The sequence below is a fragment of the Labilibaculum sp. genome (assembly GCF_963664555.1).
Classification (GTDB): domain Bacteria; phylum Bacteroidota; class Bacteroidia; order Bacteroidales; family Marinifilaceae; genus Labilibaculum.
Window position 1 is genome coordinate 2,777,665 of record NZ_OY761461.1, and the last position, 12,549, is coordinate 2,790,213.

Genomic DNA, 12,549 nt, shown 5'->3' on the forward strand with positions numbered 1-12,549 from the left:
GTTGATTAACAATAATAATTGCATTTGTGGATTTAATTGTGTTATATTTGCTCAACGGATTAGACAAGCAAAAAATTGATCACCTCCATCTTTGGGTGTTTCTTGAATTAAGGCAGTGACTCTCGGATTTATAAAAGTTGCTACTGAATGTTATAGAATGGGGATTTCTATACATTTCTTAAGGTCCTTAAGTTTAAAAGATAAAATCATTTCCTGGCTTCGCACTAAAAATTGCCTATGCGAAACCTTAGACCAAAACAGCAGGGTCTTTACGACCCTCAGAACGAACATGACAATTGTGGGATTGGCTTTGTAGCCAACATTAAAGGAAAAAAATCTTTCGAGATTATTACCCGTGGACTGGAGGTGCTTTGCAATATGGAACACCGGGGAGCACGTGGTGCTGATAATGTAAGTGGTGATGGTGCCGGTATTTTAATGCAATTGCCTCACAATTTCTACAAAAAAATTGGAATCAAGCTTCCTTTAGCAGGAAGATATGGTACCGGTTTAATTTTCTTACCAAAAGACGAAACCGAAGAAAAGTTCTGTCTTGAAGTTCTTATTCAGATTCTGGAAGAAGAAGGATTGGAATTTCTTCAATTACGTGATGTCCCAACGGACACCAATGCAATTGGTGAAATTGCAAGAGAGTCAGAACCAGTAATCAAACAAATCTTTGTTGGTGGAAATTACGAACAGGATGAATTAGAACGACGACTTTATTTAGCTAGAAAACAAGCTGAAAGTTATATTCGCGCAACCAAAATGAAAGAAAAGGAGATGTTTTACATCCCTAGTCTTTCGTCTAAAGTTTTGGTATATAAAGGAATGTTTGCAAGCGACCAGTTGGGAAAATACTATGGTGATCTTCAGGATTCCCGGATGGAAAGTGCTATCGCTATGGTTCACTCACGTTTTAGCACCAATACATTTCCTTCCTGGGATTTGGCACAACCATTTCGTATTGTAGCTCACAATGGTGAAATCAATACAATAAAAGGAAACCGTTTGTGGATGCAAGCCCGGGAATCTCTTTTAAAATCGGAGATGTTTGGTGATGACATCAAAAAACTATTTCCGGTTGTTGAACCAAACAAGAGTGATTCTGCCTCTTTCGATAATGTGCTTGAATTTTTATTCTTAACTGGAAGAAGTCTGCCGCATGCCTTGAGTATGATGGTGCCGGAATCGTGGAATGAAAAAAATCCTATCCCTGATAGTTTAAAAGCATTTTACGAATATCATTCCACTTTTATGGAGCCTTGGGATGGTCCTGCTTCGTTAGTGTTTTCTGATGGCCGTTATATTGGCGGAACATTGGATAGAAACGGACTTCGCCCTTCTCGTTATGTGATTACTCAGGATGACATGATTGTAATGGGTTCTGAAGTTGGTATTCAACAATTTAGTGCCGAAGAAATTAAAGAAAAGGGACGACTAAGACCAGGTAAGTTATTACTTGTTGATACTCAGCTTGGAATCATCATTCCCGACCAAGAGGTAAAGTCACAGCTGACTTATCGGAATCCTTATCAAAACTGGCTAAAGGAGAATCGTTTGGATTTGAAGGCTATTCCTGTAGAAAAACGGGTTCCTTCGGATATTGGAGATCATTTTAACATTTGCCAAAAGACATTTAACTATTGTAAAGAAGATTTTGAAAGAGTTCTTCTGCCAATGGCAACGGGTGCACAAGAACCTGTGGGATCGATGGGTAATGATGCCCCGATACCTGTATTGTCGCCAAGACCACAGTTGTTTTTCAATTACTTCCGTCAATTATTTGCTCAGGTAACCAATCCTCCTATCGATTCAATTCGAGAAAATTTGGTAATGGATTTGACCAATTATATAGGATCTGTTCAGAAAAATTTATTGGATGAAACAGCTCAGCATTGCAAGTTAATTCGATTCAAAAGTCCGTTGATTACTAACACTGATCTTGGCAAGATAAAGAAATTGAAGCATGAAGAGTTTAGACACCAATCTATTGATATGCTGTTTAAAGCATCTCAAAATGGTGCCGGCTTGGAAAGTGCTTTGGATTCTATTTGTCAGTTAGCTGAAAAGGCTGTTGATGAACAGAAAAATTACATTATTCTTACGGATCGGAATATATCTGAGTCAATGGCTCCAATTCCTGTTCTTTTAGCTGTGGCAGCGGTTCATCATCATCTTATAAAAAAGAGAAAGAGGATGCAGATTGGTCTTGTTGTGGAAACAGGTGAGGCTCGTGAAGTAAATCATATTGCCTTACTGATTGCATACGGGGCCAGTGTTATTAATCCATACATGAGTTATGCGGTTATTGACAAATTGGTGAAAGATGGCAGAATCAGTCTTGAATATAAAACGGCTCGTAAAAATTATATAAAAGCCGTTGATAAGGGACTGCTAAAGGTGATGTCTAAAATGGGAATATCAACCATTGGCAGTTATCTTGGTGCCCAAATTTACGAGGCTTTGGGAGTAAGTAAGGATGTTATTGACAAATACTTCACTGGTACTATTTCCAGAATTGAGGGAATTGGATTAAAAGAGATTTCAGAAGAAATTCTTTGTCATCACAAAAAAGCTTATTCAGAAGAGAATCCTTTCGATAATCAGGATTTATTAACGAATAATGGTAATATCCATTATCGGAAAAATGGAGAACCACATAGCTGGAATCCTGAAACAATTGGATTACTGCAATGGGCAACAAGAACCAATAATTACAATAAATTTAAAGAATACAGCACAATTGTAAATAAAGAAACTGCTTCACCCAATTTTCTAAGAGGTTTCTTTGATTATAAAAAGAATCCTATTGACATTAGTGAAGTTGAACCGGTTGAAAACATCATGAAGAGATTTTGTACTGGTGCCATGTCTTATGGTTCCATTTCAAAAGAGGCTCATGAAGCTCTGGCTATTGCAATGAATAAAATTGGCGGCAGAAGTAATACCGGTGAAGGCGGAGAAAGTTCAAAACGCTTCTATTCAAGTGCAAGAAGTTCAATTAAGCAAATTGCTTCAGGTCGATTTGGTGTAAATGCTGAATATCTTGTAAATGCTGATGAATTACAAATTAAGGTAGCTCAAGGTGCAAAACCGGGAGAAGGAGGTCAATTACCTGGATTTAAAGTTGATAATATCATAGCTAAGCTTAGGAATTCAACTCCGGGGATTACACTGATCTCTCCGCCTCCACATCATGACATTTATTCAATTGAAGATTTGGCACAATTAATTTTCGATCTGAAAAATATAAATCCAACAGCTTGTGTAAGTGTGAAGTTGGTTTCAGAAAATGGTGTTGGAACTGTTGCTGCGGGTGTTGCCAAGGCAAATGCTGATCTTATTGTAATTGCTGGTTGTGAAGGTGGAACAGGCGCAAGTCCGCTGAGTTCAATTAAACATACCGGATTACCTGTTGAACTGGGATTAGCTGAGGCGCAGCAAACACTTGTAATGAATGACTTGCGCGGGCGTATTAAATTACAAACCGATGGACAATTGAAAACCGGAAGGGATATTGTTTCGATGGCCTTACTTGGCGCTGAAGAGTTTGGATTTGCCACAAGTGCTTTGGTTGTACTTGGTTGTGTAATGATGCGTAAATGTCACCTAAACACATGTCCTGTCGGAATCGCAACTCAAAACAAGGAGCTTCGGGAAAAATTTCTGGGGCGTTCAGAATGGCTTGTGAACTATTTCACTTTTCTTGGTGAAGAATGTCGTGAATTGATGGCTGAACTTGGAATTCGAAAATTTGATGATTTGGTTGGTCGATCTGATTTACTGGAAAAACGCAAAAACATCGAAAATTGGAAAGCAAAAACAGTTAGTATCGACAACTTAATTCATCTTCCAAATACTGATGGACACACCATATGTGGTGCAAACGCTAAAATAAAATCCATTGGTGAGGTTCTTGATCATGAGCTGATTAAACAATCTGCGAAAGCATTGCATGATGGAGAAAAAGTTTGGATTGATCAGAAAATCAACAATACAGACAGAACCACAGGAGCTATGCTTTCGGGTAAAGTTGCCTTACTAAAACCAAAAAGAATTTTAGACGAGGATACAATACATTGTATATTTAGAGGATCTGCAGGGCAAAGCTTTGGAGCTTTTCTGGAACAAGGAATTACTTTCCGTTTGGTTGGTGACTCTAATGATTACTTCGGAAAAGGTTTATCGGGAGGAAAGCTTGTCGTTTATCCTTCAGAGAAAAGCAAATTTAAGCCTGAAGAACAAATCATTATTGGAAATACTGCCCTTTATGGTGCAACCAGCGGAGCTGCGTATATAAGAGGAATGGCAGGAGAACGTTTTTGTGTTCGTAATTCGGGAGGAAAAGCTGTTGTTGAGGGTGTTGGCGATCATGGTTGTGAATACATGACCGGAGGTAGAGTTGTAATTTTAGGTAAAACAGGAAGAAACTTTGCCGCTGGTATGAGTGGTGGAATTGCTTATGTCCTTAATATGGAAGGTCGATTGGATTATTTCTGTAACAAAAGTCTTGTTTCACTTGAACCAGTTGAGAATTTGCAGGATGTTCATGAACTTCAAGGAATGATCCACGAACATTTGTTACTAACACAGAGTAGTGTTGCTTCTAAAGTACTTACTCATTGGGAAGAATATCTGCCACATTTTGTGAAAGTTATTCCTTATGAATATAAGAAGGTTCTTGAGGAGAAAAAACTGAAGAAGATTCGTCGAAAATTAAAAGCGGCACAATCGCAAACAGAAGTTCACGAGTAAGTAAATTTTAAGGAAAGGTGAAAACTGGATTCGATCCTTTCCTTTAATTACTTCACTATTCATTAACAAACAGAACGATTATGGGAAATCCGAAAGGTTTTTTAGAAATAAAAAGAAAAGAAGCCGGCTACCGTCCGGTAAGAGATAGAATTGGAGATTTTGGGGAGGTTGAACAAACATTGAATCTTGATGATAGAATAGACCAAGCGGCCAGATGCATGGATTGCGGTGTTCCTTTCTGTCATTGGGCCTGTCCAACAGCCAGTAAAATTCCAGAATGGCAGGATGCTGTTTACAGGGAGAATTGGGAGGAAGCAAGCCAAATTTTGCATTCGACAAACAGCTTTCCTGAATTTACCGGAAGAATTTGTCCGGCACCATGCGAGAAATCTTGTGTATTGGCATTGCAGAATTCACCGGTAACTATACGTGAAAATGAGGCTGCTGTTATCGAAAAAGCTTTTGAGTACGGCTATATCAAAGCTCGGCCTCCTAAAAAGCGTACTGATAAAAAGATTGCTGTAATTGGGTCGGGACCTGCAGGATTATCTGTTGCCGATCTGTTAAACAGAGCCGGTCATAATGTAACTGTATTTGAAAAAGATGATGCAATTGGCGGATTACTTCGCTATGGAATACCTGATTTTAAATTGGATAAAGGTGTTATCGATCGACGTTTGGAACTTTTTGTTGAAGAAGGTATCGAATTTAAAATCAATCAAAATGTAGGTGGGAATGTTTCATTTTCCGAATTAGAAGCGGAATATGATGCCATTTGCATAGCTATTGGTGCGATGAAACCACGTGATTTGTCAATTAAAGGTCGCGAGCTGGAAGGTGTTCATTTTGCAATGGATTTTCTCAAGCAACAAAATAAACTGATACGCGGTGACGAATTCTCTAAACAGGAAAGAATATCTGCTAAAGGTAAAAACGTTGTTGTTATTGGCGGCGGTGATACTGGTTCTGATTGTGTTGGCACTTCAATTCGTCAAAAGGCAAAATCTGTTTTGCAGATAGAATTGTTGCCAAAACCACCAGAAGAAAGAAAAGAGACTAATCCTTGGCCATACTGGCCTGAAACCTTAAGAACGTCCAGTTCTCACCTTGAGGGTTGTGAGAGAAGATGGTCTCTTAGTTCTAAAGAGTTGATAGGCGAAGATGGAAAGGTGAATAAACTTACCATTACACAAATTGAATGGACTAAAGATGAAAAGGGACAATTCAAAATGAATGAAGTTTCTGGAACTGAAGAAACCATCGATGCGGATTTAGTATTATTAGCTATGGGATTTGTTCATCCCGTGCATGAAGGATTAGTTAATGAATTAGGACTCGAATTAGATGGCAGAGGAAATATCAAAACTGATGCGGGAGGTCAAACTTCAAATTCAAAAATCTTTTGCTCAGGAGATGCGGCATCTGGCGCAAGCCTGGTTGTTCGTGCATTGGATCATGGACGCAAAACAGCTCAAGCAATTCATAAATATTTAGGAGTTTAAAAAAAATGCAATAAGTTACACTAAACATAGGCAGTTAAGTGGTTAGAACCGATAGTTTAATCTCGACAAAGATAACTATCGGTTCTTTGCATATAAACGAATAAGGAATTCCCATAATGAATATTCTTTATCCTGTTCTTAATAAAATATATTAGTAGATTTACATTCCGGCAGAAACTTTTAATTTTTCAGTAAAAATTCATGAGTAAAAAAGACTTAAAAGAATACCTGCAGCAACTGAACAAAAAGCAGCTTCAGGAACAAATTACAGATCTTTATTCCAGATTCAAAGAAGTGAAGGAGTTTTACGATTTCGCCTTTAATCCTCAGGAGAATAAATTGCTGGAAGAATGTAAATTCAAAATTTCGAAAGAATACTTTCCTGTATCGAGCCGCAAAGCGAAAATGAGACGTTCTGTAGCTCAAAAATTTATTCGCCATTTTAAAAAGCTTGGTGTGGAACCAAACTTGATTGCAGATGTAATGCTTTATCAGATTGAAATAGCCATCACATATACTTCTGAAAAATACGTTAAGCAGGAAGCCTTTTATAAAAGTATGCTTAAATCATTTGCCGAAGCGGTTACCTATATCAATGAAAATGCGATAAGAAATGATTTTAACAATCGAATAATTCGTATCGCTGATGATGTGACAGAACAGAAGTGGATTGGTTGGCGAGGGTTTGAAAAACTTATAAAATGATCTATTTTGATCGGAAGGAAATTACTTGCCTACTCTATTTAGGATTTTCGGCAACCTCCTTTTGTTAGAATTTCTGATTAGACATTCATGCCAATTATTGCTGCTAAACTTGCTGCTACCACAAATAACACAACAATACCAATTAAGCTAATAACTAAACCGGCAATAGCCAGTCCTTTACCAACTCCAACTTTATTGGCCTTACTTAGTCCAATAGCACTAAAAATTAGCCCTAACAGCCAAGTAACCCAACCCACAAAAGGAATCCAACCGAAAAATACGGTAATAAGGGCCAATACAAAACCTGCCGTTGCCATTCCGTTGCTTTTCTTTTCGATTATTTGAATAACTTGTTCACTCATTGTTATTTGATTTTTTTAATTACCTACTTCTATTTTAAGGTTAATTCGGCTTATTCCACCTTTGGTTTTATCATTAAAGCAAGAATAAATTGATTCGCAGCATTACTGATAAACTCTATTTAATTAAAAGATAAAATGCCACATCAATTTACTCTATAGATACTCCAATACAATCATTACATAATAAAAGTAGTATTTCATATTGATTAATTAAAACAATAGGGTAATAATTATTATTATTAAAAAATACTGCACTCTCCAGATAACTTTTTACCTGCAGCTGGGAAACATTAATTATCAGCTTGGATCAGATCAAATCAGATAAAACATCTTTAACAGAACGAATACTATTAACTGATTCGATACAGGGGCCGGCGCACCATACATTTTGGTAACTTGCTTTAAATGCAGATTTTTTCACTCTACTCATTCCTTGCCATGCAAGTATTAATTTTGCATATTTTTTAAAAAATGGACTGTTATGGATTAGCCATTCCAAAAAGTTTGCTTTAGTCCCAATTCCCTGCACATAGGAAGTGTTGATTACTGTAAGGGGAGATCCTGTTAACCGGGTTGTTTTTACGATATTTTTTGAACCATACTGAATCATTGCTTGCTTGTATTCCTTAGTAACATCCGATTCGTGAGTTGCAATAAAAACAGTTCCCACAGAAACACCCGAAGCACCCCACTCCATCATTTGTTTCACGCTCATCTTACTGCTGACACCACCAGCTGATATAATTGGAATTGTTGTGGATTGAATCAATTGAGAAATTAATTCCTTTGCCGGTAAATTGCCACAATGTCCACCAGCCTGTGAATTGACAGCAATAATGGCATCCGCGCCCAATTGCTCCACTTTTTGAGCATATCGCACATCTGTAATATCACAAAAAACTTTAATGCCCAAAGGTTTACACGCCGTAATAACATCTTTAGGATTTCCCAAAGAGGTAATTATAAAATCCACTTTTAAATCAAGCAGCACCTTTAACTGAGACTTATATTTAAGATTGGATTTATTTACAATTAAATTAATCCCAAATGGTTTTAATGTCGCCTTCCGGATTTCCAATATGGCTGCTTGCAATTCCTTATCTGAGCGATAATTGAGAGCAGGAATGGCAGCTGTGCAGCCACAGCGCAAAGCAGCAATAGTCATTTTGGTATTGGATATTAAAAACATTGGAGCTAAAAGTATTGAATGCTCAATTCCCAGAAGTTGGCTCAAAGTGGATCGTTTGTTCATAAACAAAATGATTGATCCAAAAAAGGTACAAAGAAATAGCTAAAAAGAAGACAAAAAAAAAGACCGGTACTTTCGTATCGATCTTTTTGTGCGGATGAAGGGACTCGAACCCCCACGCCTCTCGGCACTAGATCCTAAGTCTAGCGCGGCTACCAATTACGCCACATCCGCGTTTCATTTGATTGCGATGCAAAGATGGGGATTTTTTCTTATCCTCCAAATCTTTTTGCAAGAAAAAAATCACTACACCTCTTTATTAATAGGCATTACAGGACTAAACGTTCTGAATTCCAAGTTTATCGCATCGTAAAAAAAAATAAAAATTTTATGAATAATTCATTACCTAAATTAAAAGAGAAGGCCGAAACATACGTTTCGGCCCTCAAAGAATTAACTAAACTATGAAAAACATTTATTTTGTTGATTGATTACCGAATAATTTTAAGATGAAAAAACCGATCAGACCCGACATAATTGAGGCTATTAGCACAGCAATTTTTGCCTGATTTAAAATTAATGAATCAGAAAAGGCAAGTTGCGAGACAAAGAAGGACATCGTGAAACCAATTCCTCCCAAAAATCCAATTCCAATAATTTGTGACCAACATATTTTTTGAGGTTTCTGAGCTATGCCTATTCTTACGCCTAAATAGGAAAACAGAAAAATACCAAGGGGTTTCCCTATAAACAGACCTAAAATTATACCAAGAGAGATTGGATCAAAAGCTTTGCTCATTAAATCGGTATTTGCAATTACACCTGCATTGGAAAAAGCAAATAAGGGAACTATTAAATAGGCTACCCAAGGATGAAATAAATGTTCTAACCTCTGCAACGGTGATATTACCTCAACACAATTATCTTTTATGGCCGTAATTGAGGCTTGTATGTTTTTCTCCTTTGACTTTTTATCTTTAGCAAGAGTAGTTCCCAATTGTTTTAGCAGCATGGTATTGGATCGAATGAATTCGAAAACATTTCGGTTCGCTCTGGCCGGTATTGTGAAGGCTAATAGAATACCTGCAAGTGTTGCATGCACGCCCGATTTTAACAAAGCAAACCAAAGCAAAACGCCAAGAAATAAAAAAACAGGAATATTTCTGATTTTTAATAAATTGAGACACCATAAAACAGCATATATACCACCGCCATAAAGAAGATAAACCCAATCAATTTCACTGGTATAATAAAGAGCAATTACAATTACAGCACCTATATCATCAACAATTGCAATTGAGGTTAATAGAAGCTTAAGTGAAGTCGGAATTCTTTTACCCAGAAGAAGTAATATTCCTAAGGCGAAGGCAATATCTGTTGCCATTGGGATTCCCCAGCCATGTGTTCCTGATCCGGTTTGATTTAGACCGAAATATATTAATGCAGGCACTAACATACCTCCAATAGCCGCAAAAATTGGTAAACTTGCCTTTTTAACTGATGACAGACCTCCTGTAAGCAATTCTCTTTTTATTTCTAATCCAACTACGAAAAAGAAAACTGCCATTAAGCCGTCATTAATCCAGTGTAAAAGACTCTTGTTTAACTCCCAATCACCAAAATTAATACCGAAATATTGTTTCCAGTATGATAAAAAGGATTCTCCAAATGCGGAATTGGTCAATCCAATGGCCAGAATGGTAAAAAACATCAAAACAATTCCTCCAAATGCCTGCAGCCTTACAAATTCAACAAGAGGATTCTTAATTCTATCAAATATTCGTTTTTCCTTTAAAAATTGTATCATCATTTCTTTTTTATTCTCACTCAGCATCAATCCTAACTCTCCAATAAGAATGAATTATTTAAACAGACACTAAGCATCTATTTGGTTTAATATCCTGCGAAAATAAGCCTGAAATGAGAAGTAAGCAATGGGGAAAACCCTACTTCAGAGTGGGAATTACAATAAAATAAGACATGTAAATTTGATTCAGGTGCAGATTATCCGAATGAATATTTATTGAATCAGACCTACTTCTGGAAAAATAGTTTAGAAATTCACGATTTGATGTTTAAAGCTATATATCACCAAATTTACAGTATTCAAAGCACCTGTCTTTTGAAAAAGGCTGCTCTTGTGTTTCTCCACTGTTTTAGGGCTGATAAAGGTTTTTTCTGCGATTTCTTTGTTTCCAAATCCTTTACAAATTAATTCAAGGATTTCTTTCTCCCTATCGGTAAATACCGGCAATTCCTTTTGCTGAACTTTGCGGCTGCGAAGAATATTTAACTTGTCAGAAAGTAAGGTCACAATTTCTGCTGAAAAATAATTCCCTCCGGAATACACTTTCAAAATAGCTTTTTCAAACTCTTCTATATCAGCACTCTTCAACATGTAAGCTTCCACACCTGCCATTAACATTTGTTCTAGGTAATCGTCGTCCAAAAAAGTAGTAAGTGCTATAATTTTTAAATCAGGATAATTCGTGAGCGCCCTTTTACTTGCTTCTACTCCATCAATATGCGGCATATTTATATCCATGAAAATAATATCAGGAATCTTCACCTCAAGCACTTTTAATAATTCCAGACCATTCGAAGCTTCATCGATCACATCAATATATGGAAAACTTTGCAGCAAGAGACGAAATCCATCTCTAAATATTTTATGATCGTCGACCAAAATAACTTTAATTGTTTCCATATAATTTATTTGTGAATTCCTAATTCAATTGTGATTGCAAATCCATTACCAGGATTAGTCTCAATAAAACAATCGCCGCCAATGGACTCAACCCGATCAATAATATTCAACAGACCCATGCCGTTTTTTTCATGTAATGATATCTTTCTACTATCAAAACCAGAACCATTATCCTGATAATAAAGGATAACTTTGGTGTTGCCTTTTATCGTGATGAATGCTTCTGTTGCATTTGCATGCTTTATGGTGTTATTAATTAACTCACTAATAATTCTATAAAGAATTACCTCGGTACTTTTATTGATTTCTCCAAAAAACTTCTTTGATTCCAATTGAAGTTTGATATTGCCGATGCCGTTGACTCTTGCACATAATCTTTCCAACGACTCAACAAGATCGTAACGATTTAAAATAGATGGATTCAGATTATTAATTACTTCTGAAACGGTTTGTAAGGCCTGATTTGACAACATGGTAATTTGATTTAGTTTACCATGTGTCTTTAAATCATCTTTAAATTCTTTTTCCAAAATCTTGCTGTAGAGACCCACACTCGACAACATTGCACCTAAACCATCATGAAGGTCCATAGCTATTCTTCGACGCTCGCTCTGCTCTACTTTCATTGTATTGTGAAGAAGTACATGGTTGGTTTTAATCAGGGAATCCATTAACCGGACGATTAAAATCAAACTAATAATTAGTATAATGAATATGCTGGTGAGAAGAATAAATATCTCACGTTTTAAATGATAATTATTTTCACTGATAAAGGAGTGCAGCGTTTTTTCGTATTCATCAAATTTCAGCATAAATTCAAGATATGAACCAGCCAAATTTGAATCAATACCATTCAGGTCCTTATTTATTTTAACACGGATAATCTCTTTAATCTGATGAATTAAAAGTCTTAGTTCGGCGAGTTGATCGAGAAAGTGATTTTCCTTATCTAATTTGATTTTTTTGGAGTCAGAAATTATTTGTTCAATATCTGAGATATATTTGTCGGCTCTTACGAAGCTTTCAAAAACAGAACCGTCTGTTATGGTTTTATTACCACTTAGAAATTCGTCCATTTTAATTCTCCCATCAAAAACTTCGTTTACCACTTTCTCTGAGAATTCAACTAATCGGATGTGCTGAGAATCGAGCACAGCACTATTTCTGAAGGTATAAATGATTCCTCCAAATGCAAATAAACTAAAAAGCAATAAAATAAATATTACTTTCTGTTTTATAAAAAAACTCTTTTTAATCTTCATATTCCAAAGGCATTTTATGTGCCATTCCTCAATGGGAAACAAATTTACGAATAATCTGCAACGC

The 12,549-nt window shown here is 36.4% G+C and carries 8 protein-coding genes and 1 tRNA gene; 3 read left to right on the forward strand and 6 right to left on the reverse strand.

Translation table 11 applies throughout. From position 1 onward, the window contains the following. Positions 1-237 precede the first annotated feature (237 nt). From gltB to ACKU4N_RS11105, 3 genes are all read left to right on the forward strand, one after another. Positions 238-4,758 (forward strand): glutamate synthase large subunit, encoded by a 4,521-nt coding sequence (gltB, locus tag ACKU4N_RS11095; protein WP_321316395.1) that lies wholly within the window; start codon positions 238-240, stop codon positions 4,756-4,758. Between the two features lie 80 nt (positions 4,759-4,838). Next, positions 4,839-6,260, forward strand: a complete 1,422-nt coding sequence (locus ACKU4N_RS11100; RefSeq protein WP_321316396.1) for a glutamate synthase subunit beta — start codon at positions 4,839-4,841, stop codon at positions 6,258-6,260. Positions 6,261-6,461: 201 nt separating this feature from the next. After that, a complete protein-coding gene (locus ACKU4N_RS11105) occupies positions 6,462-6,965 on the forward strand; it encodes a DUF6155 family protein (RefSeq protein ID WP_321316397.1) in 504 nt (167 codons plus the stop codon). A 77-nt stretch (positions 6,966-7,042) separates the two neighbouring features. On the opposite strand, the gene ACKU4N_RS11110 is transcribed toward ACKU4N_RS11105, so the two are convergent. From ACKU4N_RS11110 to ACKU4N_RS11135, 6 genes are all read right to left on the reverse strand, one after another. Then, on the reverse strand, positions 7,043-7,327 hold the full coding sequence (locus ACKU4N_RS11110; protein WP_321316398.1) for a hypothetical protein: 285 nt from the start codon (positions 7,325-7,327) through the stop codon (positions 7,043-7,045). A 307-nt stretch (positions 7,328-7,634) separates the two neighbouring features. Then, positions 7,635-8,579 (reverse strand): NAD(P)H-dependent flavin oxidoreductase, encoded by a 945-nt coding sequence (locus ACKU4N_RS11115; protein WP_321316399.1) that lies wholly within the window; start codon positions 8,577-8,579, stop codon positions 7,635-7,637. A gap of 89 nt (positions 8,580-8,668) precedes the next feature. Next, positions 8,669-8,750, reverse strand: a tRNA-Leu gene (locus ACKU4N_RS11120). 241 nt (positions 8,751-8,991) lie between these two features. Continuing rightward, positions 8,992-10,326, reverse strand: a complete 1,335-nt coding sequence (gene nhaA / locus ACKU4N_RS11125) for a Na+/H+ antiporter NhaA (RefSeq protein ID WP_321316400.1) — start codon at positions 10,324-10,326, stop codon at positions 8,992-8,994. A 243-nt stretch (positions 10,327-10,569) separates the two neighbouring features. After that, positions 10,570-11,223, reverse strand: a complete 654-nt coding sequence (locus tag ACKU4N_RS11130) for a response regulator transcription factor (RefSeq protein ID WP_321316401.1) — start codon at positions 11,221-11,223, stop codon at positions 10,570-10,572. 5 nt (positions 11,224-11,228) lie between these two features. Beyond that, entirely contained in the window at positions 11,229-12,485 is a 1,257-nt protein-coding gene (locus ACKU4N_RS11135) for a sensor histidine kinase (protein WP_321316402.1), read from the reverse strand. Between the last annotated feature and the right edge of the window lie 64 nt (positions 12,486-12,549).

Coding starts and splice junctions, on each gene's coding strand:
- ACKU4N_RS11100 (WP_321316396.1), top strand. CDS start 4,839: ATGGGAAATCCGAAAGGTTTTTTAGAAATAAAAAGAAAAGAAGCCGGC.
- ACKU4N_RS11105 (WP_321316397.1), top strand. CDS start 6,462: ATGAGTAAAAAAGACTTAAAAGAATACCTGCAGCAACTGAACAAAAAG.
- gltB (WP_321316395.1), top strand. CDS start 238: ATGCGAAACCTTAGACCAAAACAGCAGGGTCTTTACGACCCTCAGAAC.
- ACKU4N_RS11115 (WP_321316399.1), bottom strand. CDS start 8,579: ATGAACAAACGATCCACTTTGAGCCAACTTCTGGGAATTGAGCATTCA.
- nhaA (WP_321316400.1), bottom strand. CDS start 10,326: ATGATGATACAATTTTTAAAGGAAAAACGAATATTTGATAGAATTAAG.
- ACKU4N_RS11135 (WP_321316402.1), bottom strand. CDS start 12,485: ATGAAGATTAAAAAGAGTTTTTTTATAAAACAGAAAGTAATATTTATT.
- ACKU4N_RS11130 (WP_321316401.1), bottom strand. CDS start 11,223: ATGGAAACAATTAAAGTTATTTTGGTCGACGATCATAAAATATTTAGA.
- ACKU4N_RS11110 (WP_321316398.1), bottom strand. CDS start 7,327: ATGAGTGAACAAGTTATTCAAATAATCGAAAAGAAAAGCAACGGAATG.